34 protein-coding genes are annotated in these 21,813 nt (G+C 59.6%); 30 read left to right on the forward strand and 4 right to left on the reverse strand.

Annotated features, from left to right (window positions below; genetic code table 11):
• The first annotated feature begins 24 nt into the window (after positions 1-24).
• The 9 genes from fusA to K3756_RS02905 all read left to right on the forward strand — a co-directional run bounded on the left by fusA (position 25) and on the right by K3756_RS02905 (position 7,410).
• Positions 25-2,142 carry an elongation factor G gene (gene fusA / locus K3756_RS02865; protein WP_259990719.1) on the forward strand — a complete coding sequence of 706 codons (2,118 nt, stop codon included), beginning with the start codon at positions 25-27 and terminating at the stop codon, positions 2,140-2,142.
• Positions 2,142-2,669, forward strand: a complete 528-nt coding sequence (locus tag K3756_RS02870; RefSeq protein WP_259990721.1) for a hypothetical protein — start codon at positions 2,142-2,144, stop codon at positions 2,667-2,669. Before fusA ends, K3756_RS02870 begins: the two co-directional genes overlap by 1 nt.
• Before the next feature lie 24 nt (positions 2,670-2,693).
• Complete coding sequence (tuf, locus tag K3756_RS02875; RefSeq protein WP_259990674.1) at positions 2,694-3,869, forward strand: elongation factor Tu; 1,176 nt, start codon at positions 2,694-2,696, stop codon at positions 3,867-3,869.
• Between the two features lie 224 nt (positions 3,870-4,093).
• Entirely contained in the window at positions 4,094-4,627 is a 534-nt protein-coding gene (locus K3756_RS02880) for a hypothetical protein (protein ID WP_259990723.1), read from the forward strand.
• Between the two features lie 206 nt (positions 4,628-4,833).
• A complete protein-coding gene (gene rpsJ / locus K3756_RS02885; protein ID WP_259990725.1) occupies positions 4,834-5,151 on the forward strand; it encodes a 30S ribosomal protein S10 in 318 nt (105 codons plus the stop codon).
• Positions 5,152-5,170: 19 nt separating this feature from the next.
• Positions 5,171-6,040 carry a 50S ribosomal protein L3 gene (gene rplC / locus K3756_RS02890; RefSeq protein WP_259990727.1) on the forward strand — a complete coding sequence of 290 codons (870 nt, stop codon included), beginning with the start codon at positions 5,171-5,173 and terminating at the stop codon, positions 6,038-6,040.
• Positions 6,037-6,654, forward strand: coding sequence for a 50S ribosomal protein L4 (gene rplD, locus K3756_RS02895; RefSeq protein WP_259990729.1), 618 nt, complete (start codon positions 6,037-6,039; stop codon positions 6,652-6,654). Before rplC ends, rplD begins: the two co-directional genes overlap by 4 nt.
• The gene (locus tag K3756_RS02900; protein ID WP_259990731.1) at positions 6,651-6,947 is read left to right on the forward strand and encodes a 50S ribosomal protein L23; all 297 of its coding nucleotides are present in this window, start codon (positions 6,651-6,653) and stop codon (positions 6,945-6,947) included. Before rplD ends, K3756_RS02900 begins: the two co-directional genes overlap by 4 nt.
• 256 nt (positions 6,948-7,203) lie before the next feature.
• Positions 7,204-7,410: a cold-shock protein gene (locus K3756_RS02905; RefSeq protein ID WP_259990733.1), complete on the forward strand. Its 207-nt coding sequence runs from the start codon at positions 7,204-7,206 to the stop codon at positions 7,408-7,410.
• A gap of 240 nt (positions 7,411-7,650) precedes the next feature.
• On the opposite strand, the gene K3756_RS02910 is transcribed toward K3756_RS02905, so the two are convergent.
• On the reverse strand, positions 7,651-8,058 hold the full coding sequence (locus K3756_RS02910; RefSeq protein WP_259990735.1) for a MarR family winged helix-turn-helix transcriptional regulator: 408 nt from the start codon (positions 8,056-8,058) through the stop codon (positions 7,651-7,653).
• A 126-nt stretch (positions 8,059-8,184) separates the two neighbouring features.
• Between K3756_RS02910 and K3756_RS02915 the strand changes: the two genes are divergently transcribed.
• The 6 genes from K3756_RS02915 to rplP all read left to right on the forward strand — a co-directional run bounded on the left by K3756_RS02915 (position 8,185) and on the right by rplP (position 11,802).
• Positions 8,185-8,760: an SRPBCC family protein gene (locus tag K3756_RS02915; protein ID WP_259990737.1), complete on the forward strand. Its 576-nt coding sequence runs from the start codon at positions 8,185-8,187 to the stop codon at positions 8,758-8,760.
• 402 nt (positions 8,761-9,162) lie between these two features.
• A complete protein-coding gene (gene rplB / locus K3756_RS02920; RefSeq protein WP_259990739.1) occupies positions 9,163-10,005 on the forward strand; it encodes a 50S ribosomal protein L2 in 843 nt (280 codons plus the stop codon).
• 3 nt (positions 10,006-10,008) lie between these two features.
• A complete protein-coding gene (rpsS, locus tag K3756_RS02925; protein WP_025059469.1) occupies positions 10,009-10,287 on the forward strand; it encodes a 30S ribosomal protein S19 in 279 nt (92 codons plus the stop codon).
• A gap of 3 nt (positions 10,288-10,290) precedes the next feature.
• Positions 10,291-10,671, forward strand: coding sequence for a 50S ribosomal protein L22 (rplV, locus tag K3756_RS02930; protein ID WP_259990742.1), 381 nt, complete (start codon positions 10,291-10,293; stop codon positions 10,669-10,671).
• Positions 10,671-11,378: a 30S ribosomal protein S3 gene (rpsC, locus tag K3756_RS02935; protein WP_259990744.1), complete on the forward strand. Its 708-nt coding sequence runs from the start codon at positions 10,671-10,673 to the stop codon at positions 11,376-11,378. Before rplV ends, rpsC begins: the two co-directional genes overlap by 1 nt.
• Before the next feature lie 10 nt (positions 11,379-11,388).
• Positions 11,389-11,802, forward strand: coding sequence for a 50S ribosomal protein L16 (gene rplP, locus K3756_RS02940; protein ID WP_259990746.1), 414 nt, complete (start codon positions 11,389-11,391; stop codon positions 11,800-11,802).
• A gap of 120 nt (positions 11,803-11,922) precedes the next feature.
• Here rplP and K3756_RS02945 read toward each other — a convergent pair whose 3' ends face one another.
• Positions 11,923-12,588 carry a thermonuclease family protein gene (locus K3756_RS02945; protein WP_259990749.1) on the reverse strand — a complete coding sequence of 222 codons (666 nt, stop codon included), beginning with the start codon at positions 12,586-12,588 and terminating at the stop codon, positions 11,923-11,925.
• A gap of 112 nt (positions 12,589-12,700) precedes the next feature.
• On the opposite strand from K3756_RS02945, the gene K3756_RS02950 reads away from it, so the two are divergent.
• Both K3756_RS02950 and K3756_RS02955 read left to right on the forward strand, forming a co-directional pair.
• Entirely contained in the window at positions 12,701-12,904 is a 204-nt protein-coding gene (locus K3756_RS02950; protein ID WP_259990751.1) for a hypothetical protein, read from the forward strand.
• 65 nt (positions 12,905-12,969) lie between these two features.
• On the forward strand, positions 12,970-13,650 hold the full coding sequence (locus tag K3756_RS02955; RefSeq protein ID WP_259990753.1) for a VWA domain-containing protein: 681 nt from the start codon (positions 12,970-12,972) through the stop codon (positions 13,648-13,650).
• Between the two features lie 3 nt (positions 13,651-13,653).
• Here K3756_RS02955 and K3756_RS02960 read toward each other — a convergent pair whose 3' ends face one another.
• Both K3756_RS02960 and K3756_RS02965 read right to left on the reverse strand, forming a co-directional pair.
• A complete protein-coding gene (locus K3756_RS02960) occupies positions 13,654-14,265 on the reverse strand; it encodes a 2OG-Fe(II) oxygenase family protein (protein WP_259990755.1) in 612 nt (203 codons plus the stop codon).
• Between the two features lie 140 nt (positions 14,266-14,405).
• Complete coding sequence (locus K3756_RS02965) at positions 14,406-15,287, reverse strand: hypothetical protein (protein WP_259990757.1); 882 nt, start codon at positions 15,285-15,287, stop codon at positions 14,406-14,408.
• 365 nt (positions 15,288-15,652) lie between these two features.
• On the opposite strand from K3756_RS02965, the gene rpmC reads away from it, so the two are divergent.
• From rpmC to rplO, 13 genes are all read left to right on the forward strand, one after another.
• Positions 15,653-15,859, forward strand: a complete 207-nt coding sequence (gene rpmC, locus K3756_RS02970; protein WP_259990759.1) for a 50S ribosomal protein L29 — start codon at positions 15,653-15,655, stop codon at positions 15,857-15,859.
• A gap of 14 nt (positions 15,860-15,873) precedes the next feature.
• The gene (gene rpsQ / locus K3756_RS02975; protein ID WP_259990761.1) at positions 15,874-16,110 is read left to right on the forward strand and encodes a 30S ribosomal protein S17; all 237 of its coding nucleotides are present in this window, start codon (positions 15,874-15,876) and stop codon (positions 16,108-16,110) included.
• A 112-nt stretch (positions 16,111-16,222) separates the two neighbouring features.
• A complete protein-coding gene (gene rplN, locus K3756_RS02980) occupies positions 16,223-16,591 on the forward strand; it encodes a 50S ribosomal protein L14 (protein ID WP_025045929.1) in 369 nt (122 codons plus the stop codon).
• Positions 16,592-16,593: 2 nt separating this feature from the next.
• Positions 16,594-16,899: a 50S ribosomal protein L24 gene (gene rplX / locus K3756_RS02985; RefSeq protein ID WP_259990763.1), complete on the forward strand. Its 306-nt coding sequence runs from the start codon at positions 16,594-16,596 to the stop codon at positions 16,897-16,899.
• On the forward strand, positions 16,899-17,462 hold the full coding sequence (rplE, locus tag K3756_RS02990; protein WP_259990765.1) for a 50S ribosomal protein L5: 564 nt from the start codon (positions 16,899-16,901) through the stop codon (positions 17,460-17,462). Before rplX ends, rplE begins: the two co-directional genes overlap by 1 nt.
• Before the next feature lie 16 nt (positions 17,463-17,478).
• The gene (gene rpsN / locus K3756_RS02995) at positions 17,479-17,784 is read left to right on the forward strand and encodes a 30S ribosomal protein S14 (protein ID WP_259990767.1); all 306 of its coding nucleotides are present in this window, start codon (positions 17,479-17,481) and stop codon (positions 17,782-17,784) included.
• Positions 17,785-17,796: 12 nt separating this feature from the next.
• Positions 17,797-18,189, forward strand: coding sequence for a 30S ribosomal protein S8 (gene rpsH / locus K3756_RS03000; protein WP_259990769.1), 393 nt, complete (start codon positions 17,797-17,799; stop codon positions 18,187-18,189).
• A gap of 10 nt (positions 18,190-18,199) precedes the next feature.
• A complete protein-coding gene (rplF, locus tag K3756_RS03005; protein WP_259990771.1) occupies positions 18,200-18,733 on the forward strand; it encodes a 50S ribosomal protein L6 in 534 nt (177 codons plus the stop codon).
• 11 nt (positions 18,734-18,744) lie between these two features.
• The gene (rplR, locus tag K3756_RS03010; protein WP_259990773.1) at positions 18,745-19,104 is read left to right on the forward strand and encodes a 50S ribosomal protein L18; all 360 of its coding nucleotides are present in this window, start codon (positions 18,745-18,747) and stop codon (positions 19,102-19,104) included.
• A 135-nt stretch (positions 19,105-19,239) separates the two neighbouring features.
• Complete coding sequence (rpsE, locus tag K3756_RS03015; protein ID WP_259993470.1) at positions 19,240-19,818, forward strand: 30S ribosomal protein S5; 579 nt, start codon at positions 19,240-19,242, stop codon at positions 19,816-19,818.
• A gap of 2 nt (positions 19,819-19,820) precedes the next feature.
• Positions 19,821-20,009 (forward strand): 50S ribosomal protein L30, encoded by a 189-nt coding sequence (rpmD, locus tag K3756_RS03020; RefSeq protein ID WP_259990776.1) that lies wholly within the window; start codon positions 19,821-19,823, stop codon positions 20,007-20,009.
• A 185-nt stretch (positions 20,010-20,194) separates the two neighbouring features.
• Complete coding sequence (locus tag K3756_RS03025) at positions 20,195-21,187, forward strand: acyltransferase (protein WP_259990778.1); 993 nt, start codon at positions 20,195-20,197, stop codon at positions 21,185-21,187.
• A 136-nt stretch (positions 21,188-21,323) separates the two neighbouring features.
• The gene (gene rplO, locus K3756_RS03030) at positions 21,324-21,806 is read left to right on the forward strand and encodes a 50S ribosomal protein L15 (RefSeq protein ID WP_259990780.1); all 483 of its coding nucleotides are present in this window, start codon (positions 21,324-21,326) and stop codon (positions 21,804-21,806) included.
• The last annotated feature ends 7 nt before the right edge of the window (positions 21,807-21,813 follow it).

Genomic DNA, 21,813 nt, shown 5'->3' on the forward strand with positions numbered 1-21,813 from the left:
AATACCTCTGAGGAAGCTTTACAAATGGCACGCGATTATCCGCTCGACCGATACCGTAACTTCGGCATCATGGCCCACATTGATGCCGGTAAAACCACATGCTCCGAACGCATCCTGTACTACACGGGCAAATCCCACAACATCGGTGAGGTGCACGATGGTGCAGCCACGATGGACTGGATGGAGCAGGAGCAGGAACGCGGCATCACCATCACCTCGGCTGCGACGACCACCTTCTGGGAACGCACCGAAGACGGTGAAACCGCCGACACGCCCAAGCACCGCCTGAACATCATCGACACCCCCGGCCACGTTGACTTCACCATCGAAGTCGAACGTTCGCTCGCGGTTCTCGATGGTGCCGTTTGCGTTCTGGACGCCAACGCCGGTGTTGAGCCGCAGACAGAAACCGTCTGGCGGCAGGCTGACCGCTACAAGGTGCCGCGCATGGTCTTCGTCAACAAGATGGACAAGATCGGCGCCGACTTCTTCAACTGTGTCGAGATGATCGAAGACCGCACCGGTGCGGTTGCCGTGCCTGTCGGTATCCCGATCGGTGCCGAGACCGAACTCGAAGGTCTGATCGATCTGGTCACCATGGAAGAGTGGCTGTGGCAAGGCGAAGATCTGGGCGCGTCCTGGATCAAGGCGCCGATCCGCGACAGCCTCAAGGACATGGCCGACGAATGGCGTGCCAAGATGATCGAGAACGCCGTCGAGCAAGACGACGACGCGATGGAAGCCTACCTCGAAGGCAACGAGCCCGACGTCCCGACCCTGCGCGCCCTGCTGCGCAAGGGCTGCCTGTCGATGGCCTTCGTTCCCGTTCTGGGCGGCTCCGCGTTCAAGAACAAAGGTGTTCAGCCTCTGCTCAACGCTGTGATCGACTATCTGCCCAGCCCGCTGGACGTTGTCGACTACATGGGCTTCAAACCCGGCGACGAAGACGAAGTTCGTAACATCCCGCGTCGTGCGGACGATGAAATGGCCTTCTCCGGTCTGGCGTTCAAAATCATGAACGACCCCTTCGTGGGCTCGCTGACGTTCACGCGCATCTATTCGGGTACGCTGAACAAGGGTGACACGCTGCTCAACTCGACCAAAGGTCGCAAAGAGCGTGTGGGCCGGATGATGATGATGCACTCCAACGACCGCGAGGAAATCACCGAAGCGTTCGCAGGCGACATCATCGCGCTGGCCGGTCTGAAAGACACCACAACAGGCGACACTCTGTGCGCAGAGAAAGATCCGGTTGTGCTGGAAACGATGACCTTCCCCGATCCGGTGATCGAAATCGCGGTCGAGCCCAAAACCAAGGCCGACCAGGAGAAGATGTCCGCAGGTCTGCAGCGTCTGGCTGCCGAAGACCCGTCCTTCCGTGTGGAGACCGATCTCGAATCCGGTCAGACCATCATGAAGGGCATGGGCGAACTTCACCTGGACATCCTGGTGGACCGTCTCAAGCGCGAATTCAAAGTCGAAGCGAACATCGGTGCGCCACAGGTGGCTTACCGTGAAACCATCGGCCACGAAGTCGAGCACACCTACACCCACAAGAAACAGTCGGGTGGTTCGGGTCAGTTCGGCGAAGTCAAACTGCTCATCTCTCCCACGGAGCCGGGCGAAGGCTATTCGTTCGAGAGCAAGATCGTCGGCGGTGCCGTGCCCAAGGAATACATCCCGGGCGTGGAAAAAGGCATCAACTCGGTCATGGACAGCGGTCCGTTGGCGGGCTTCCCCGTCATCGACTTCAAGGTGCAGCTGCTGGACGGTAAGTTCCACGACGTTGACTCCAGCGTTCTGGCGTTCGAAATCGCGTCGCGGATGTGTATGCGCGAAGGCATGAAGAAAGCCGGTGCGAAACTGCTCGAACCGATCATGAAAGTCGAAGTGATCACGCCTGACGAATACACAGGCGGCATCATCGGCGATCTGACATCGCGTCGCGGTCAGGTACAGGGTCAGGACAGCCGCGGTAACGCGATTGCCATCGACGCTTTCGTGCCGCTGGCCAACATGTTCGGCTACATCAACACGCTGCGGTCCATGTCGTCGGGTCGTGCGAACTTCACCATGCAGTTCGACCACTACGAAGGCGTGCCACAGAACATCTCGGACGAGATTCAGGCCAAATTCGCGTGATGAAAACTTTGCGCGTCCCGCTTGCCCTCACCCTGATCGCCGGTCTGGCCGCTTGTGCCACACCGTCGATCCGGGCCACGGGCGATACCACGGATCTGAACGTGGTGTCGGTGTCGGTTGACACGGACACCATGGCACAGGCCGTGTCGGGGCGTGCATCCACCGTGACCAAGGCGCAGCTGGACGATGATCTGACGGCTGCGCTGGGGGCGGAACTGGCAAAGGCGTCCACGCCGGACGGCACGCCCGTCACCGTGGCGGTCACGCTGACCTCCGTGGATCTGGCACCGCCGGTGACACGCGTCGCCGCCGCCGCCAGCTCGGCCACGGGCACTGTGACAGTGACGGAAGTGGGCACCGACCGCACGGTTGTGCCCGCCACCACCCTCACCGGCACCAGCAACAGCCTGCGCGCACCGGGCGTGATCGGTCTGGCCACGACCCAGTCGGTGGAAAATGATTATCGCGGCACCCTGTCGGGTTTCGCGAGCACAGTACGCAAGGCCCTCTTCGGGTCCGAACAATAGACGTTTTTCAAAAGGAGCCACACCATGGCAAAGGAAAAGTTTGAACGTAACAAGCCGCACGTCAACATTGGCACGATCGGCCACGTTGACCACGGCAAGACGACACTGACGGCTGCGATCACCAAGTATTTCGGTGATTTCAAGGCTTACGACCAGATTGACGGCGCGCCCGAGGAGAAAGCCCGCGGGATCACGATTTCGACGGCACACGTCGAGTATGAAACCGACGCGCGTCACTATGCGCACGTCGATTGCCCCGGCCACGCGGACTACGTCAAGAACATGATCACCGGTGCGGCGCAGATGGACGGCGCGATCCTGGTTGTGAACGCGGCCGACGGCCCGATGCCTCAGACGCGCGAGCACATCCTGCTGGGCCGCCAGGTTGGCATCCCGTACATGGTTGTTTTCATGAACAAGGTTGACCAGGTCGACGATGAGGAGCTGCTGGAGCTGGTGGAAATGGAAATCCGCGAGCTGCTGTCGTCCTACGAGTATCCCGGCGACGACATTCCGATCATCGCGGGTTCCGCGCTGGCGGCGATGGAAGGCAACAAGCCCGAAATCGGCGAAGAGAAGATCAAGGAACTGATGGCGGCTGTGGACGAGTACATCCCGACGCCCGCACGTGCCGTTGACCAGCCGTTCCTGATGCCGGTCGAAGACGTGTTCTCGATCTCGGGCCGTGGTACAGTTGTGACGGGCCGTGTCGAGCGTGGCGTGATCAACGTGGGCGACGAGATCGAAATCGTCGGCATCCGCGACACCAAGAAGACGACCTGCACGGGCGTTGAAATGTTCCGCAAGCTGCTGGATTCTGGCGAAGCGGGCGACAACATCGGCGCGCTGCTGCGTGGCGTTGACCGTGACGGCGTCGAGCGTGGCCAGGTGCTGTGCAAGCCCGGTTCGGTGAACCCGCACACGAAGTTCGAAGCCGAAGCCTACATCCTGACCAAGGAAGAGGGTGGCCGTCACACGCCGTTCTTCGCCAACTACCGTCCGCAGTTCTACTTCCGTACGACGGATGTGACCGGCACGGTTCAGCTGCCCGAGGGCACTGAAATGGTGATGCCGGGTGACAACCTGAAGTTCGACGTCGAGCTGATCGCGCCCATCGCGATGGAGCAGGGCCTGCGCTTCGCGATCCGCGAAGGCGGCCGGACCGTCGGCGCGGGTGTCGTGTCGAAGATCACGGAGTAAGTGTAGCGGCCCACAGGGCCGATGCACCTACCCGACAGTGCAAAGGGCGTCCCTCGGGGCGCCCTTTGTCACGAGAGGGAGATCGCGAGACGCGCCAATTAAAGCGTGTCGAAGATCATAATCCCCACCGCGCCCTTTCCCCGCCGCTCCTCAGAAATCCGCCGATCCCATAAAACTACGCAACAATGCTTCCCTGTGCGGGACAAGCGTCTATTGTGGGGGGCATGACAGTCATCACATCCCTGCTGCGCGTCTGCGCATGCCTCGTTTTCCTCGGCGCAACCGCTGTATATGCCGCCGATGTCGAACGCTTTGTCGGCCACTACGAAGGGACGGCCGATGCCGCCATCGACGGCGAGCTGAAACCGCGCGAGCTCAGCACGACGATCGAGATGACGAAGGAAGGGTTCCATGTCACCTGGACCTCGCTGATCTATAAGGCCGACGGGACGGTGAAGGAAAACAGCTACGACATCGACTTCATCCCCACGGACCGGCCGCATATCTTCGGCTCCGCGATGCAGGTGAACGTCTTTGGCAAACGCATCCCGCTCAACCCCCTGCAGGGGGAGCCGTTCGTTTGGTCCCGCTTCGAGGGCGATACTTTCACGCTCTATTCGCTCTTCATCAACGCCGAGGGCGGATACGAGATGCAGGAGTATCACCGCACGCTGGCCGATGGCGGGCTGGACCTGCTGTTCCAGCGCATCGAAAACGGGGTTGCGCGCAAGAAAGTGACCGCCTTTCTGGCCCGCTGAACACGGCCCGCGGGGGCGCGCGGGAAAACTGTGCCGATGGTGCCAAAACCCCCTTGCCACCTGCGGCGCGACCCCCTATAGCACACCCAACCCACGGGGCGCGCAATGACGCGCCCCGTTGGCGTTACACAAAAGATCGCGACGAGGGTGCCGGATGAGCCGCTATCCTCCTCTCCGTGACCATCCCAGATCAAGGGATTTGCATTATGGCTGCCAGCCAAAACATCCGCATTCGCCTGAAGGCGTTTGATTACCGGGTGCTTGATGCCTCCACTCAGGAAATCGTCAACACCGCCAAGCGCACAGGCGCTTCCGTTCGCGGCCCCATTCCGCTGCCGAACAAAATCGAAAAATTCACCGTTCTGCGTGGCCCCCACGTGGACAAGAAATCCCGCGATCAATTCGAGATCCGCACGCACAAGCGCCTGCTGGACATCGTTGAGCCGACCCCCCAGACCGTGGACGCGCTGATGAAGCTCGACCTCGCCGCTGGTGTGGATGTCGAAATCAAGCTGCAATCGTAAGCGTAGGAGGGTTTCTATTATGTTGCGCTCAGGCGTTATCGCAAAGAAAGTCGGGATGACCCGGCTGTTCATGGAAGACGGCAAGCAGATCCCTGTGACCGTTCTCCAACTCGACAAGCTGCAGGTTGTGGCCCAGCGGACCGACGACAAAGACGGCTATACCGCCGTTCAGCTCGGTGCCGGTACGGCCAAGGCCAAGCGGACTTCGCAAGCCATGCGCGGCCACTTTGCCGCGTCCAAGGTGGAACCGAAGCGTAAGGTTGCCGAATTCCGTGTGGATGCCGACAACCTGATCCCAGTGGGCGAAGAAATCATCGCCGACCACTACTTCGCGGGTCAATTCGTGGATGTTGCAGGCACTTCGATCGGTAAAGGTTTTGCCGGTGCCATGAAGCGTCACAACTTCGGCGGTCTGCGGGCGACACACGGTGTCTCCATCAGCCACCGTTCGCACGGCTCCACGGGCCAGTGTCAGGATCCGGGCAAGGTTTTCAAAGGCAAGAAAATGGCCGGTCACATGGGTGCTGCCCGCGTGACAACCCAGAACCTGCAGGTCGTCAAAACCGACACCTCGCGCGGTCTGATCATGGTCAAAGGCGCCGTTCCCGGCTCCAAAGGTGGCTGGGTCACGGTCAAGGATGCGGTGAAAAAGCCGTTCCCCGAAGAAGCGATCCTGCCCGCCGCGCTGAAGTCCGCAGCCGAGGAAGCCGCCAAAGCCGCTGAAGAAGCAGCCGCAGCAGCAGCCGCAGAAGCCGAAGCAGAAGCAAAGCGTCTCGCCGAAGAGCAAGCCGCCGCTGAAGCCGAAGCGCTCAAAGCTGCCGAAGCCGAAATCGAAGCCGACAAAGCTGGTGAAGCTGACGGTGAAGACAAGAAAGAAGGTGACGCATGAAACTCGATGTCATCAAACTCGACGGCGGCAAAGCCGGGTCGGTAGATCTGGACGAGGCCCTGTTCGGTCTCGAGCCACGCGCCGACATCCTGCACCGTGTCGTGCGCTGGCAGCGTAACAACGCACAGCAGGGCACGCACAAGGTCAAGACGCGCTCGGAAACCAGCTACTCGACCAAGAAGATCTATCGCCAAAAGGGCACCGGTGGCGCACGTCACGGGTCGCGCAACGCGCCGATCTTCCGCAAGGGTGGTATCTACAAGGGCCCAACGCCCCGTAGCCACGGCCACGAGCTGACCAAGAAGTTCCGCAAGCTGGGTCTGTGCCACGCGCTTTCCGCCAAGATGAAAGAAGGCAACGTGGTCATCCTCGACGAAGCGACGTCGGCAGGCAAAACCGCCGCTCTGGCCAAGCAGATCAAGGATCTGGGCTGGAAACGCGCGCTGGTCATCGACGGTTCTTCGGTCAACGAAGACTTCGCAACCGCCGCCCGCAACATCGACGGTCTGGATATCCTGCCGACGATGGGCGCAAACGTATACGACATCCTCAAGCGTGACACCCTGGTGATCACGAAGGCCGGTGTCGAAGCACTGGAGGCCCGTTTGAAATGAGCGCGAAACCAGAACATTACGACGTGATCCGCAAGCCGATCATCACCGAGAAGGCAACAATGGCGTCCGAGCAGAACGCCGTCGTCTTCGAAGTGCATATCGACAGCAACAAACCCCAGATCAAAGAGGCCGTCGAGGCGCTGTTTGGTGTGAAGGTGAAGGCCGTGAACACGTCCATCACCAAGGGTAAGGTCAAGCGCTTCCGCGGTCAGCTGGGCACACGCAAAGACGTGAAAAAAGCCTATGTGACCCTCGAGGAAGGCAACACGATCGACGTGAGCACCGGCCTCTGAGCCACGCCCGCGCGTGACGACAACGAAAGGCCCCTGCAACCGCAGGGGCCTTTTCGCGTTCGGGCGCATTGGTGGATTCCCGCCGATGCGCACGACCCCAAAGGATTTGCTTGCAATTTCGCCCGATTTCGCTCATTGCATACGGGCGACGTTACATGCCTATCGAATTTCTGCTCCATCCGGCTCAGTTTTGCGATCCTTCACTGACTTAGCCAAGCTGCCGCATTCCGTGGGCAGCACATCAGGAGTACAGACTATGGCCACAGGCACAGTCAAATGGTTCAACACCACTAAAGGTTTCGGTTTTATCGCCCCCGACGGCGGCAGCAAAGACGTGTTCGTACACATCTCTGCCGTTGAGCGCGCAGGCCTCACAGGTCTGGCCGACGACCAGAAAGTCACGTTCGACATCGAAGCAGGCCGCGACGGCCGCGAGAGCGCGACAAACATCCAGCTGGCCTAAGCCGCTGCACCCCCGAGGGGGTGGTTTAGAGATTTCAAAGGGCGTGGTGCAATACCCACGCCCTTTTTGCATGCCGCGTGATCGCGGAAGCGTTAGGCGTCGGCTTGGCAGACGAAGCGGGCTTTCGCTGCGGTCGCTCCAATGGCTCTTTTAGGAAAACCAGCCATCATTCTTCCAGGTTCAAATAGTGAAGTGGTGCGTACTTGATTTGCTTAAATCACTGCCCGGCAATCCCTTGGTTTAGTCCGAACCGCGCTCAATTTGGCCAACCTTCGCAGTAACCTTTCCAAGCAAATCCAACAACGTGTCCTGCTCATTTTCGTTCAGCGCGGACAAGAAGAATTCCATATTCTTAATATCTTGCCGATTCAGGGTCTCCGCTAAGGCGCTGCCCGCCTCCGATAGCACCAGCGAGGCTGCACGCCTGTCTGCCCTATCGCGCTTTCGCTCAATCAAGCCGCGCTTTGTCAATCGCGCAATAACGCTGCTTGTCGTCGTAGGCGCTACGCCAAGATAGTTGGTCAGCTCAGCCGCACGCATTCCTGGTGAAGCGCGCAACGCACCAATCGTGTTAAAATCCAATGCGTTGTAAGGGATCGCATGCTGATGATCCTTTGGCGTTCGCTCACTAACAAGCATGACGCGCATTAAAGTTCCGACGAGGTCTAGCAGTTTAGGAGCGCGTGACATTTAAAGTTTTTTGCCGCTTTCCCTTGAAAACGCAAGGTCTCAAACTCATTTACTACGAATATCGCAGTAAATGGAGATCGAACAATGCGAATGCTTGCTTCTGCCGTAGCCTTTTTTGCTTTCACGTCTGTTGTCGCTGCCGAAGTGGCAATTCCGGCACCGCCTGATCTTGCGAGTGCCAGCAAATACCAATCGAACACAGAAACTATCGTCCTGAACGCGCCGCTGGCAGAGGCTTGGCAGTTCTGGCGCGACAACCCAGTCACCGATTTCGTGGAGCCCACTGACCGCATTCCAGAGATCGCAGGTTTTGAAGTATTAAAGGGAAACTGGGGGGAACCCGGCAGTATTCGCCGCGTCACGTTCCAAACCGGTGAAACCGCTTTGGAACGTGTTCTCACCAGTACTGAAAGCGAGTTCTCTTACCAGATTTGGAACATCCAGACGTCTTCCGGCCGCTTCATCAACCACATCTATGGTAAGTTCGAAGCGCAACCTGTGGAGAGCGGTACCGCGATAAACTGGAGCTACAATGTAAAACCAGCCGTATTCTTTGCACGACCTTCAATCGCCTCCTTTATCAGAAACGACTTTGCGCCATTCATGGAGGGCGGATTGCAAGGTCTGTCTGCGGCGTATACTGCAAGTCAACCAGGTTGAGTTGAAGACATGAAATCGTGGTCAGACCTGGCCTCTCGTGGTCGATAGCTCCTGTTGTCGGTCACTCCACGCCTTCTCAGCACCCATCACGAGAGCCGCACCGGTCTTCGAAGGGCTTACTGATACTCTGAGTCTTTAAGAGCAGACATTCGTAAATCGCGCAGCATCCGGTAAAGTGGGTTCTAAGCAGACATCCTACCTAACATCATTGGCCCCGCCTTATATCCTTGACCCTCCCCCCAACCTGACCTAAACGACCCCATCGGCACTGGCCCCGGATTCGTCCGGGGCTTTGCCTTTGTTTGTATGGCGCATCGTCATACGCCCAATTCTGGCACCTACGGGGGCCTATAACCACGCCGACCTACGGGGCGGCACACAGCAAAACGGAAGACAGACAACATGGCACTCAAGTCGTATAAACCGACGACGCCAGGCCAGCGTGGGCTGGTACTGATCGACCGTTCGGAGCTTTGGAAAGGCCGTCCGGTCAAATCCCTCACAGAGGGTTTGACCAAGAACGGTGGCCGGAACAATACCGGGCGGATCACAATGCGTCGCAAGGGCGGTGGTGCAAAGCGCCTTTACCGTATCGTTGATTTCAAGCGCAACAAGATGGACGTCACCGGCACCATCATGCGCATCGAATACGATCCCAACCGGACCGCGTTCATCGCACTCATCAAATATTCCGATGGCGAGCAGGCCTACATTCTGGCCCCTCAGCGCATCGGCGTCGGCGATCAGGTCGTCGCCAGCCAGAAGGCTGACATCAAGCCCGGCAACGCAATGCCTTTCTCGGGCATGCCGATCGGCACGATCGTCCACAACATCGAAATGAAGCCCGGCAAAGGCGGCCAGATCGCCCGCGCGGCAGGCACCTACGCCCAGTTCGTGGGCCGGGACGGGGGCTATGCCCAGATCCGTCTGAGCTCAGGTGAACTGCGTCTGGTGCGTCAGGAATGCATGGCCACCGTCGGTGCCGTCAGCAACCCCGACAACTCCAACCAGAACTTCGGTAAAGCGGGCCGCATGCGCCACAAGGGCATCCGTCCTTCGGTACGTGGTGTCGTGATGAACCCGATCGACCACCCGCACGGTGGTGGTGAAGGCCGGACATCGGGTGGTCGCCACCCCGTGACCCCATGGGGCAAGCCCACCAAGGGCGCAAAGACCCGCAACAAGAACAAAGCGTCCAGCAAGCTGATCATCCGCTCGCGTCACGCCAAGAAGAAGGGGCGTTAATCTATGTCTCGTTCAGTATGGAAAGGTCCTTTTGTCGACTCTTATGTCCTCAAGAAGGCCGAAGCTTCCCGCGAAAGCGGCCGCAACGAAGTGATCAAGATCTGGTCGCGTCGTTCCACGATCCTGCCGCAGTTTGTGGGTCTGACATTCGGTGTCTACAACGGCCACAAACATATCCCAGTCAACGTCAGCGAAGAAATGATCGGTCAGAAGTTTGGTGAGTATTCGCCAACTCGGACGTACTACGGTCACGCCGCCGACAAAAAAGCGAAGCGGAAATAAGCCATGAGCAAGGATAAAAATCCCCGCCGCGTGGCAGACAACGAAGCACGTGCAAAACTGCGCATGCTCAAGACGTCGCCGCAAAAACTGAACCTCGTCGCCGCCATGATCCGCGGCAAGAAGGTGGACAAGGCCCTCACGGACCTGACGTTCTCCAAAAAGCGGATCGCAGTGGACGTGAAGAAATGCCTTCAGTCCGCCATCGCGAACGGCGAAAACAACCACAACCTCGATGTGGACGAACTGATCGTGGCCGAAGCCTATGTCGGCAAGAACCTCACCATGAAACGTGGTCGCCCACGTGCCCGTGGCCGGTTCGGCAAGATCATGAAGCCGTTTGCTGAAATCACCATCGTCGTGCGTCAGGTTGAGGAGCAAGCATAATGGGTAACAAAGTCAATCCAATCGGCATGCGTCTGCAGGTCAACCGCACCTGGGACAGCCGCTGGTACGCCGATACCAAGGATTACGGTGATCTTCTGCTCGAAGACATCGCGATCCGTGAATTCATCAACACCGAATGCAAGCAGGCCGGTATTGCCCGCGTGATCATCGAGCGTCCGCACAAGAAGTGCCGCGTCACGATCCACACGGCCCGTCCCGGCGTCATCATCGGCAAGAAAGGCGCAGACATCGAAACCCTGCGCCAGAAAATCGCCAAGATGACCGACAGCGAGCTGCACCTCAACATCGTTGAAGTGCGCAAGCCCGAGCTGGACGCAGCCCTCGTTGGTGAGAGCATCGCACAACAGCTGGAGCGCCGGGTGTCTTTCCGCCGCGCCATGAAGCGTGCGGTACAAAACGCCATGCGTATGGGTGCCCTTGGCATCCGCGTGAACCTTGCCGGCCGTCTGGGTGGCGCGGAAATCGCGCGGACCGAATGGTACCGTGAAGGTCGCGTGCCGCTGCACACCCTGCGCGCGGACATCGACTATGCACACGTGGAAGCGATGACAGCCTACGGCATCATCGGGATCAAGACCTGGATCTTCAAAGGCGAGATCATGGAACACGATCCAGCTGCACGTGACCGCAAGGCACAAGAAATGCAAGACGGCCCAGCCCCCCGCGGCGCTGGCGGTCGGCGTTAAGGAGTAGATCATGCTACAGCCAAAACGTACGAAGTTCCGCAAGCAGTTCAAAGGCTCCATCAAGGGCCTGGCAAAGGGCGGGTCCGACCTGAACTTTGGCACATACGGTCTGAAAGCCCTTCAGCCCGAACGTGTGACTGCACGCCAAATCGAAGCTGCACGCCGTGCCATGACGCGTCACATGAAGCGTCAGGGCCGCGTCTGGATCCGCATCTTCCCCGATGTGCCCGTGACCTCCAAACCCGTCGAAGTGCGTATGGGTAAGGGTAAAGGTTCCGTGGACTTCTGGGCCGCCAAGGTGAAACCGGGCCGCGTGATGTTCGAAATCGACGGCGTCAACGACGACATCGCCCGCGAAGCCCTGCGCCTCGCCGCGATGAAGCTGCCGATCAAAACACGGGTCGTGGTCCGCGAGGACTGGTGACACGGTGCGCATGAATGCGCACCCTACGTAGGGTGCGCACTTGCTGCGCACCTTTGCTGACCAACACATTGAAATTGAGAAGCCCCCGCTGAGCAATCAGCGGGGGCTTTTTTGCGAAGCTCAGGAGCGCGGACGCCCTTTATTTCCAAAGGGCCTGATCTTTCGCCTGATCCCGGCTGGCTCCAGATGCCGATATTTTCCCTCTGAATAATATCCGCCATCCAGCGCAAGCCCCGCCTTTACAATCTCGCCGCCGATATCGCGCCCATCGGGGAGATAACACGTGCCCACAAGCCGGTCGTAAGACGTCTCGCCCGTCAGTTCGACGCGGATCGACTGTCCCTTGCAAATTCGCACCATCTCCCATTTGGATTTTTGCCCCCACGGCCGGTCAAGCTCCGGTGCGTCAATACCGGCAAGCCGCACCTTGACCTTGTTGATAACGATCGTATCGCCATCGATCACATACGCTTTTCCAACAATCTCGCGAGAGTCCGGTATCGGGGGCGGGGGGGCGTGCGTGGACGTTTGCACACCCGGCGCAACGGACTGACGTGTCGCTGGGCCGGTTTGCGCCCCCTGCGGTGGGCCATCCGATTTCTCGCTGTGATCGTAATTTTCTTGGTTGCGGCGGATGAGCCAGACGATCACGGCAATCAACAGAATACCCGAACCAGGGATAACAGGGTCCAAAAAACTTCCACCATTCAAACAACAAGTCGTTTGCCGGATTTCGAAATCACCCCTTGTTCGGGCGATCGAGAGCGGCAGCAGCGGTATTTTCAACGTTTGGTTGAAGAATGCAACGCAGGATGGGCGGCTTATTCTTCTGGCAAGTCAATCTTGTGGGCCTTACGGTGCTATGAATGCCATCGGACTCAGGAAAGGACGCCACCCCATGAAACACGTCCCCAAACCCACCACCGACGACGCGCTCATTCAGGAATTTCTCAACAAGGGCGGTGCGATCAAGAAGGGCAAGACCAAACCGATGCCCGCCGATCTTGGCCTCAGCAACAACCAGTGGGGCAACAAGATGACCAAGGAGGAGAAGGCCCTGGTCAAGGAGCAGGAAGAGGCGCGCAAGGCCGCCCGCAAATAGCGCCGCTGCCCTTGCCACCAACGTCCCCTCGACAGGCCGGCGTGCCCTGTGCAACGCTTGGCACCATGCGCGCTTCCTGCCTTGCCCTGACCCTGATCGCCACCCGGACGCTTGCCGCCGAAACCTGCACCGACGACGCGATGATCGTGTTCGACGGGTCCGGCTCCATGTCGGAAATGGGGTTCAACGATCTCAACCAGCCGCGCATCTTCGAAGCCCGCGAGGCGCTGCGCACGGCCTTGCCCGATATCGCCCGCAGCCGCCGCTTGGGTCTGGTCATCTACGGGCCCGGCGGGGCCGACATGTGCAGCGGCGTGTCGCTCGAATTTGCCCCACAGGAAAACGCGGCCGCGCGCATCATCGGGCGGGTCGACGCGCTGGTCCCCGAGGGCAGCACCGCGCTGACCGATGCCGTGGCGCTGGCCGCCCGCACGCTCGATCACGAAAACCGCCCCGCCACGATTGTTCTGGTCACCGACGGCAAGGAAACCTGCGGCGGTGCACCCTGCAGGCTCGCCGCCGATCTCGCCGCCACGGGCGTCGACACCACGGTGCACGTGATCGGGTTCAAGGTGCGCGGCGATTTCTTTGCGTGGAACAGCGAAGGGCAGTCGGAATATACCGAGGCCGAAACCGTCTCGCGCTGTCTGGCCGACCGCACGGGCGGCACCTACGCCAGCGCCGAAACGCTCGATGAGCTGATCGCGGCGCTGCGGGTCACGCTGGGCTGCAACGTGCTGTTCTAGGCGTCAGCCCCAGGCATAGTTGAACGACACCGAAATCCGGTCGTCCTCGGACATGTTCATCGGCACCTCGTGGCGCAGCCAGCTTTCCCACAACAGCACCTCGCCCGGTTCCGGCTGGACATAGCTGAAGGTGCGCAGCTCTTCGGGCGCATCCTTGCGGCGCCCCGGCGCGGCCATCATCATCGGCAGGCGCGGATCCTCGAACTTGATCGCATTCGCCCCTTCGGGCAGGGCGACATAGGTGGTGCCGCTGATCACCGAATGGGGATGCAAATGGCCGGTGTGGATGCCGCCTTCGGGCAGGATGTTGATCCAGATATCCTCGAGCTTGAGCGTGCGCCCGTCCAGATCGAACGCCAGATCCTCGGCAAAGGCGGCGACATGCCGGTCGAGCTGTTTGATGACGTCCGCAAAGATCGGAAACCGCCAGCCAAGATCGCTCAGCGACGCATAGGACGTATAGCCGGGAAAGTTGTTTTCCTCGCACCACGCCTGTCCGGCCTCGTCATCCTGCGCAATGGCATAGCACGACGCTTCCAGTTCGTTCATATCAACATCGCCGCCAAGGGCAGCGCGGTACAGGCGGGTCACAAAGAGAGATTTGATATCGGTCATGTTCCCTCCCTACCCAGAACACGCGCCCGCCGCCAGCACCCAGACCGCTCCGGTGGAAAAATCGGCCCAGGCGGGATCAGCCGATCGCTGGAATGCGGGCGAACGAACAATCGCGCGAAACGACCGGACGCCGCGCCGCGTCAGGTCTCGCCGGGCAGGATGATATCATCCAGCGTGATGCCATCGGCGAACCCCAACCCGATCGTCGTGACGGCAGGGGGCGCAGTGCCCACAGCCGCGAAGGTCAGCGTCAACGTCGTCAGCCCGTCGGCATCGCGCGTCAGTTCCGCCGTCTCGAACGGTGGGGCAGCAGACCCGCCAATTCCGCCGGCGGTCACGACAAGGGTCTCTGTACCGGGCGTGAAATCGGTGATGAACACATTGGTATCGTCGGTGGTGTGCGGTTCGGGGTCCGCCGCGTCGGGGTCCGCGTCCGGAAAGAGCAGATTGACCCGGAAGGTATCGTCCCCTTCGCCACCGCTCAGCACCTTGGTGATGCCGCCGCGCTCGATGAAACCGGCATCGTTGTCCACGGTGATGTCGTCGTTGCCCGCCTCGCCGAACAGGCTCACGGTCCCTTCTTCGGTAAAGCCGCGGTCCGAAAACAGGCTGTCGTTGCCCTCACCGCCAAAGGCCGCGCTATCATAATTGGTCTGGCCCTCGAAGCTACGGTTGAAATCGCTGATCGCCAGCCGGTCGTCGCCCTCGTCGCCCAGCAACGTGCTGCGTGTCCCACCGTCGAGGGTATCGTCGCCGAGCCCGCCGCTCAACGTGGAGCCTTCGGTCACAAACGCAAAGCCCCGGTCGTCGCCGTCGCCCAGTGTCGCGTTGGGGATGTTATTGTCGTCCTGAATGAAAACCCGGTCATCGCCATCGGTCCCCACATTGACGGGCGGCTCTCCGACCTCGGGATCAGGCGCGACAGTCTCTTCTGTGTCGTCCTCGGAATGATCGTCGCTGTCGCTGCCCAGAACCGTCAGCAGACCAACACCCAGCAAGGCGGCCAAAATACCAATTTCCATCCCAAAAACTCCACTTTGGGTGACACTAATGGTTAACGGTGGGTCGAAAGCCGCGCTGTGTCAACGAACGGGGCAAAATTGGGTCTTTAAATCAGGGGCTTGTGTACAATAGACGCATTCGGGCGCCATTGTTGCGCGCGAATGCGGCAGATTGCCCGCACCACCGCGCAGATGCGGCGCGCGACAGGGCGGTGACCTCAAGGTATCGGTCTCTCTATACCATGGCGGCAGTTTTTCCGCGCAATGGGCCTGCGGGGGTTGTCATGCGGGGCAATACGGCCTAAACGGCCCCTTCATCATGAACTCCACGGGAATCAGGGTGACGCGCGAGCGCGGCCTCCCCGTGATGTTGAAAGGAAAAAGGCATGAGTGCCAATGAACTGCGTGACAAGACGCCGGACCAGCTCCGCGACGATCTTGTGAACCTGAAAAAAGAAGCGTTCAACCTGCGCTTCCAGCAAGCCACAGGCCAGCTGGAAAACCCGTCGCGTCTGCGGTCGGTCAAGCGTGACGTTGCCCGCGTCAAAACAATTCTGAACGAAAAAGCTGCTTCGGCAGCGACAGACGCGTAAGAGGAGCCTGATCCATGCCAAAGCGTATCCTGACAGGCACCGTAACCTCGGACGCCAATGAACAGACAGTCACCGTCTCCGTAGAGCGCCGCTTTACGCATCCGGTTCTGAAAAAGACCATTCGTAAGTCCAAGAAATACCGGGCGCACGACGAACAGAACACATTCAAGGTCGGCGATTCCGTCCGCATCATCGAATGTGCCCCCCGTTCAAAAACCAAGCGTTGGGAAGTGATCACCGCGGAAGCATGATCCTTTGCGCATCGGCCCTTCCTGGCCGGTGCGTTGTCCGTTCGGACAGCAATATTAATCGAAACCCTGGGGATCAGGCACGCATCGCCCCCCAAAGGTCGGGAGAAACCAAATGATCCAGATGCAGACAAACCTGGATGTTGCTGACAACAGCGGCGCGCGCCGTGTTCAGTGCATCAAGGTTCTGGGTGGTTCCAAGCGTAAGTACGCATCCGTCGGCGACATCATCGTCGTCTCGGTCAAGGAAGCCATCCCACGTGGTCGCGTAAAGAAAGGTGACGTCCGCAAGGCCGTCGTCGTGCGCACCGCCAAAGAAGTCCGTCGCGACGATGGCACCGCCATCCGCTTCGACCGCAACGCGGCCGTCATCCTGAACAACAACAACGAACCCGTGGGTACACGTATCTTTGGGCCGGTTGTTCGCGAACTGCGTGGCAAGAACTTCATGAAAATCATCTCGCTCGCTCCGGAGGTGCTGTAATCATGGCTGCTAAACTGAAAAAAGGTGACACGGTCATCGTTCTGGCAGGCAAGGACAAGGGCAAGGAAGGCACGATTTCTTCCATCGACCCCAAGTCGAACAAAGCCGTTGTGGATGGCGTGAACATCGCAATCCGCGCCACACGCCAAAGCCAGACATCGCAGGGCGGTCGTCTGCCCAAGGCGATGCCTGTCGATCTGAGCAACCTCGCGATCAAGGATGCCAACGGCAAGCCGACCCGCGTGGGTTTCAAAATGGATGGTGACAAGAAAGTGCGCTACGCCAAAACAACAGGGGACGTGATCTGATGCTTGACGATGCAAACTACACACCCCGCCTCAAGGCCGACTACAAGGACCGCATCCGCGCGGCCCTGAAAGAAGAGTTCGGCTATGCCAACGACATGATGATCCCCCGTCTGGACAAAATCGTCCTGAACATCGGGTGCGGCGCAGAAGCTGTCCGTGACAGCAAGAAAGCCAAATCCGCTCAGGAAGACCTGACAGCGATCGCGGGCCAGAAGGCACTGACAACCGTGGCCAAGAAATCCATCGCGGGTTTCCGGGTGCGCGAAGACATGCCCTTGGGCGCGAAAGTCACTCTGCGTGGCGACCGCATGTACGAATTCCTGGATCGTCTGATCACGATTGCTCTGCCCCGTGTCCGCGACTTCCGCGGCGTATCGGGCAAATCTTTCGACGGCCGTGGCAACTACGCCATGGGCATGAAAGAGCACATCGTGTTCCCCGAAATCGACTTTGATAAGGTCGACGAGACATGGGGCATGGACATCGTAATCGCCACCACGGCGAAAACCGACGCTGAAGCAAAGGCGATGTTGAAGCACTTCAACATGCCGTTCAACAGCTGATCGGGAGGGAATAGATATGGCTAAGAAATCCATGATCGCACGCGAGAAAAAGCGTGAAGCACTGGTCAAGAAATACGCCGCCAAGCGTGCCGCGTTGAAAGAAATCATCAGCGACGAATCCAAGCCGATGGAAGAGCGTTTCCGCGCCTCCCTGAAGCTGGCGAAACTGCCTCGCAACTCTTCGGCCGTGCGTCTGCACAACCGTTGCCAGCTGACAGGTCGTCCGCACGCTTATTACCGTAAACTGAAAATCTCGCGTATCGCGCTGCGTGATCTTGGCTCGAACGGCCAGATCCCCGGCATGGTCAAGTCGAGCTGGTAAGGAGCGCATCACATGAACGATCCTATCGCAGATATGCTGACACGCATCCGCAACAGCCAGTTGCGCGGCAAATCCACCGTCATGACACCAGCGTCCAAGCTGCGTGCCTGGGTGCTGGATGTGCTGGCCGACGAAGGCTACATTCGCGGGTACGAAGCAACCACCGGCATCGATGGCCACCCCGCCATCGAAATCAGCCTGAAGTATTACGAAGGCGAACCCGTCATTCGTGAACTCAAGCGGATCTCCAAGCCGGGCCGCCGCGTCTACATGGGCGCACAAGACATCCCGTCGGTCCGTCAGGGCCTGGGTGTGTCGATTGTCTCCACCCCCAAGGGTGTGATGTCGGACGCAAACGCACGCAGCCAGAACGTTGGCGGCGAAGTGCTCTGCACCGTATTCTAAGGAGCGGCAAATGTCTCGTATTGGTAAAAAACCGGTCACTCTGCCCAGCGGTGTATCCGCTTCGGTCAGCGGCCAGTCCATCGAAGTGAAGGGCCCCAAGGGGACCCGCAGCTTCTCGGCCACCGACGACGTGACCCTCGCGGTCGAAGACAACGTCGTCACCATCACGCCCCGCGGCAAATCCAAGCGCGCGCGCCAGCAGTGGGGCATGTCCCGCACGATGGTGCAGAACCTGGTGCAGGGTGTGACGGAAGGCTTCAAGAAAGAGCTGGAAATCCAGGGCGTGGGTTACCGGGCACAGATGCAGGGCAACACCCTGAAGCTGAACCTGGGTCTGAGCCACGATGTGGATTACACGGCACCCGAAGGGGTCACCGTAACGGCTCCGAAACAAACCGAGATTGTGGTTGAAGGCATCGACGAACAGCTTGTTGGTCAGGTCGCCGCGAACATCCGCGCTTGGCGCAAGCCCGAGCCCTACAAGGGCAAAGGCATCCGCTACAAGGGTGAGTTCGTCTTCCGCAAAGAAGGCAAGAAGAAGTAAGGACCGCACAGATGGCAAACAGCAAAAGACAACTGTTCATCAAACGCCGCTTGCGCGTTCGGAACAAACTGCGCCGCACCAACGCAGGCCGTATGCGCCTGAGCGTGCACCGTTCAAACAAGAACATCAGCGTTCAGCTGATCGACGATGTGAACGGCGTCACCGTCGCCTCCGCTTCCTCGCTGGAAAAGGATCTGGGTGTTGTGGGCAAGAACAACGTCGAAGCAGCCTCCAAGGTTGGCTCGGCGATTGCCGAACGCGCCAAGAAGGCCGGCGTTGAGACAGCATATTTTGACCGGGGCGGTTTCCTGTTCCACGGCAAGGTAAAAGCACTCGCAGACGCAGCCCGCGAAGGCGGTCTGAAAATCTAAGGTGGGGCCGCAGCAACGCGGCTTCATCCCTGAAGAGGGCGCGCTCTGCGCCCTCTCGATGATCCGGGGGTCCGGTACACGGGCCCACCAGGATTGAACAAACAGGCGCAAGCCACCATTGAAAAGGATATATCGATGGCAGAACGTGATAACCGCCGGGGCAACCGTCGCGACCGCGACGAAGCACCGGAATTTGCAGATCGCCTGGTTGCGATCAACCGTGTTTCCAAGACCGTAAAAGGTGGTAAGCGCTTCGGCTTCGCCGCACTCGTCGTTGTTGGCGACCAAAAGGGCCGCGTCGGCTTTGGCAAAGGTAAAGCCAAGGAAGTCCCCGAAGCGATCCGCAAGGCGACCGAACAGGCCAAGCGCCAGATGATCCGCGTGCAACTGCGCGAAGGCCGCACGCTGCACCACGACATGTCGGGCCGTCACGGCGCAGGCAAAGTTGTGATGCGCACCGCACCTGAAGGTACAGGCATCATCGCCGGTGGTCCCATGCGTGCCGTTTTCGAAATGCTGGGCGTCAAGGACGTTGTGTCCAAGTCCATCGGTTCGCAAAACCCCTACAACATGATCCGCGCCACCATCGACGGATTGAAAAAAGAACAGTCCCCACGTTCGGTCGCGCAACGCCGCGGCAAGAAAGTGGCCGACATTCTGCCCAAGCGTGAAGATGCCGCAGATTCTTCCGCACAAGTGGCTGAGGAGGCATAAGCATGGCCAAGACTATCGTGATCAAACAGGTGGGTTCGCCCATCCGTCGCCCCGCAAAACAGCGTGCCACTCTGGTGGGCCTCGGCCTCAACAAGATGGGCCGCGTGCGCGAACTTGAAGATACACCATCCGTCCGCGGCATGATCAACAAGATCAGCCACATGGTCGAAATCGTCGAGGAAAAGGGCTAAGCCCCGATCCCGCGGTGGGGTATCCCCTTCGGTACAAACAACAAAACGCCCCGCAGTTTTGCGGGGCGTTTTGCATTTCTGGACCCCGAAAACGTTTTAAAGCGAAAATTCCCCGTGCATTTTCATCCCCAAGCGCCGATCATTCGTTAATACTTTATTAATATTTTAGATCAGAGCTGCATTTCATGTCCGAAAACGGGCCACAGCGGGTACACGCAATTGACAGTGCCAAAGGTATTGGCATCGTGTTGGTGGTGTTCGGCCACGCCTGGCGCGGCGCCGCGACGTCGGGGCTGCTGCCAGACACACCGCTCTATCATGCGGTGGATCGCGCAATTTACGCCTTCCACATGCCGCTCTTCTTCTTCCTGTCGGGCCTCCTTTTCCTCGATGCGGTTCAGAGCAGGGCGTTTACCCAGGTCGTGCGCAGCCGTGTCGTGCGGCTTTTGTGGCCCATGGCCCTGTGGAGCTGGCTGTTCTTCGGGCTGCGTCACCTCGCCGGTAACGCGGTGAATTCGCCGGTGTCGCTTGACGAATTTCCCCTCATCCCTCTGCCGCCCTACGAACATCTGTGGTTCCTGTGGTCGCTGTTCGGCCTTCAGGTGTTGGGGCTGCTGATCTTCTGGATGCACCCGCGCCTGCGCGAACCCCCGGTGTACCGGACCGTTGCAACCGTGCTGGCGCTGGTGATCGCGGCGCTCATTCCGGTGCTGATCGTGCCCTCGGTCGTCTGGGGGCCAATGGTGCAGCATGCGCCCTATTTTCTCGCCGGTATCGGGGCAGGGGCCTTTGTCGAATGGCGCCCGACGGGGCGGGTTGCGCTGTTGGCGGCTTTCCTCTTCGGTCTGACCCTTCTGTTGATGCTGGGCACCCATGTGCCGGTGCTGGTGTCTCTGCTGCTGGTGGTGCTGGCGGGCATCGCGCTGCGCGGTCTGGACGCGGGCGAGGATGCGCCCGGTCCGATGATGGCCGTTCTGCGCCAGTTGGGGCGCGCGTCGATGGTCATCTATCTGTCGCATACCATCTTTTCCGCGGCTGTGCGCATCGCGGCCCTTGGCGTGGGGCTCGACCACGCGGCGTTCGTGCTGGCCTCGACCACCGTTGCGGGCCTCGCGGTGCCGTTCGCTCTGCATCTTCTGGTGCGCCGACACGCGTTTGGCCGCCTGCTGGGCGTCTGAGCGCACGGCCCTCTTGCCACGTATCGGCCAATCCCCTATACGCGCCCGGTGGTCAGAAGGCTGGCCACGAGAATCGTAACGCCGCGTGTGCCCGCTCCCGTCGCTGGGGGGCATTTCCGGCAAAAGGAGAAGCGACATGAAACTGCATGAACTGTCCGATAACCCAGGCGCCACCAAGAAACGCAAGCGCGTTGGCCGTGGTCCCGGCTCCGGCACAGGTAAAATGGGTGGCCGTGGTATCAAAGGTCAGAAATCCCGTTCGGGTGTGGCCATCAATGGCTACGAAGGCGGCCAGATGCCCCTCTACCAACGTCTGCCCAAGCGCGGCTTTACCAAGCCGAACCGCAAGGAATACGCCGTTGTGAACCTGGGCCTGATCCAGAAATTCATCGACGAAGGCAAAATCGACGCGAAAGCCTCCATCACTGAGGACGCGCTGATTGCCTCCGGTCTGGTGCGCCGCAAGCGTGACGGTATCCGCGTTCTGGCAAAGGGCGATGTATCCGCCAAGATGACGCTGGAAGTGACCGGCGCGTCGAAATCCGCGGTTGAAGCCGTGGAAAAAGCCGGCGGCACCCTGACCGTTACGGCACCGGCTGCGGCTGAAGCGTCCGAATAAGACCTTC

The organism is Sulfitobacter sp. S190 (assembly GCF_025141935.1).
Classification (GTDB): domain Bacteria; phylum Pseudomonadota; class Alphaproteobacteria; order Rhodobacterales; family Rhodobacteraceae; genus Sulfitobacter.

Bases quoted from the DNA above. Each gene is read 5' to 3' on its own strand.
- fusA (WP_259990719.1), top strand. From the start codon at position 25: ATGGCACGCGATTATCCGCTCGACCGATACCGTAACTTCGGCATCATG.
- K3756_RS02870 (WP_259990721.1), top strand. From the start codon at position 2,142: ATGAAAACTTTGCGCGTCCCGCTTGCCCTCACCCTGATCGCCGGTCTG.
- tuf (WP_259990674.1), top strand. From the start codon at position 2,694: ATGGCAAAGGAAAAGTTTGAACGTAACAAGCCGCACGTCAACATTGGC.
- K3756_RS02880 (WP_259990723.1), top strand. From the start codon at position 4,094: ATGACAGTCATCACATCCCTGCTGCGCGTCTGCGCATGCCTCGTTTTC.
- rpsJ (WP_259990725.1), top strand. From the start codon at position 4,834: ATGGCTGCCAGCCAAAACATCCGCATTCGCCTGAAGGCGTTTGATTAC.
- rplC (WP_259990727.1), top strand. From the start codon at position 5,171: ATGTTGCGCTCAGGCGTTATCGCAAAGAAAGTCGGGATGACCCGGCTG.
- rplD (WP_259990729.1), top strand. From the start codon at position 6,037: ATGAAACTCGATGTCATCAAACTCGACGGCGGCAAAGCCGGGTCGGTA.
- K3756_RS02900 (WP_259990731.1), top strand. From the start codon at position 6,651: ATGAGCGCGAAACCAGAACATTACGACGTGATCCGCAAGCCGATCATC.
- K3756_RS02905 (WP_259990733.1), top strand. From the start codon at position 7,204: ATGGCCACAGGCACAGTCAAATGGTTCAACACCACTAAAGGTTTCGGT.
- K3756_RS02910 (WP_259990735.1), bottom strand. From the start codon at position 8,058: ATGCGCGTCATGCTTGTTAGTGAGCGAACGCCAAAGGATCATCAGCAT.
- K3756_RS02915 (WP_259990737.1), top strand. From the start codon at position 8,185: ATGCGAATGCTTGCTTCTGCCGTAGCCTTTTTTGCTTTCACGTCTGTT.
- rplB (WP_259990739.1), top strand. From the start codon at position 9,163: ATGGCACTCAAGTCGTATAAACCGACGACGCCAGGCCAGCGTGGGCTG.
- rpsS (WP_025059469.1), top strand. From the start codon at position 10,009: ATGTCTCGTTCAGTATGGAAAGGTCCTTTTGTCGACTCTTATGTCCTC.
- rplV (WP_259990742.1), top strand. From the start codon at position 10,291: ATGAGCAAGGATAAAAATCCCCGCCGCGTGGCAGACAACGAAGCACGT.
- rpsC (WP_259990744.1), top strand. From the start codon at position 10,671: ATGGGTAACAAAGTCAATCCAATCGGCATGCGTCTGCAGGTCAACCGC.
- rplP (WP_259990746.1), top strand. From the start codon at position 11,389: ATGCTACAGCCAAAACGTACGAAGTTCCGCAAGCAGTTCAAAGGCTCC.
- K3756_RS02950 (WP_259990751.1), top strand. From the start codon at position 12,701: ATGAAACACGTCCCCAAACCCACCACCGACGACGCGCTCATTCAGGAA.
- K3756_RS02955 (WP_259990753.1), top strand. From the start codon at position 12,970: ATGCGCGCTTCCTGCCTTGCCCTGACCCTGATCGCCACCCGGACGCTT.
- K3756_RS02960 (WP_259990755.1), bottom strand. From the start codon at position 14,265: ATGACCGATATCAAATCTCTCTTTGTGACCCGCCTGTACCGCGCTGCC.
- K3756_RS02965 (WP_259990757.1), bottom strand. From the start codon at position 15,287: ATGGAAATTGGTATTTTGGCCGCCTTGCTGGGTGTTGGTCTGCTGACG.
- rpmC (WP_259990759.1), top strand. From the start codon at position 15,653: ATGAGTGCCAATGAACTGCGTGACAAGACGCCGGACCAGCTCCGCGAC.
- rpsQ (WP_259990761.1), top strand. From the start codon at position 15,874: ATGCCAAAGCGTATCCTGACAGGCACCGTAACCTCGGACGCCAATGAA.
- rplN (WP_025045929.1), top strand. From the start codon at position 16,223: ATGATCCAGATGCAGACAAACCTGGATGTTGCTGACAACAGCGGCGCG.
- rplX (WP_259990763.1), top strand. From the start codon at position 16,594: ATGGCTGCTAAACTGAAAAAAGGTGACACGGTCATCGTTCTGGCAGGC.
- rplE (WP_259990765.1), top strand. From the start codon at position 16,899: ATGCTTGACGATGCAAACTACACACCCCGCCTCAAGGCCGACTACAAG.
- rpsN (WP_259990767.1), top strand. From the start codon at position 17,479: ATGGCTAAGAAATCCATGATCGCACGCGAGAAAAAGCGTGAAGCACTG.
- rpsH (WP_259990769.1), top strand. From the start codon at position 17,797: ATGAACGATCCTATCGCAGATATGCTGACACGCATCCGCAACAGCCAG.
- rplF (WP_259990771.1), top strand. From the start codon at position 18,200: ATGTCTCGTATTGGTAAAAAACCGGTCACTCTGCCCAGCGGTGTATCC.
- rplR (WP_259990773.1), top strand. From the start codon at position 18,745: ATGGCAAACAGCAAAAGACAACTGTTCATCAAACGCCGCTTGCGCGTT.
- rpsE (WP_259993470.1), top strand. From the start codon at position 19,240: ATGGCAGAACGTGATAACCGCCGGGGCAACCGTCGCGACCGCGACGAA.
- rpmD (WP_259990776.1), top strand. From the start codon at position 19,821: ATGGCCAAGACTATCGTGATCAAACAGGTGGGTTCGCCCATCCGTCGC.
- K3756_RS03025 (WP_259990778.1), top strand. From the start codon at position 20,195: ATGTCCGAAAACGGGCCACAGCGGGTACACGCAATTGACAGTGCCAAA.
- rplO (WP_259990780.1), top strand. From the start codon at position 21,324: ATGAAACTGCATGAACTGTCCGATAACCCAGGCGCCACCAAGAAACGC.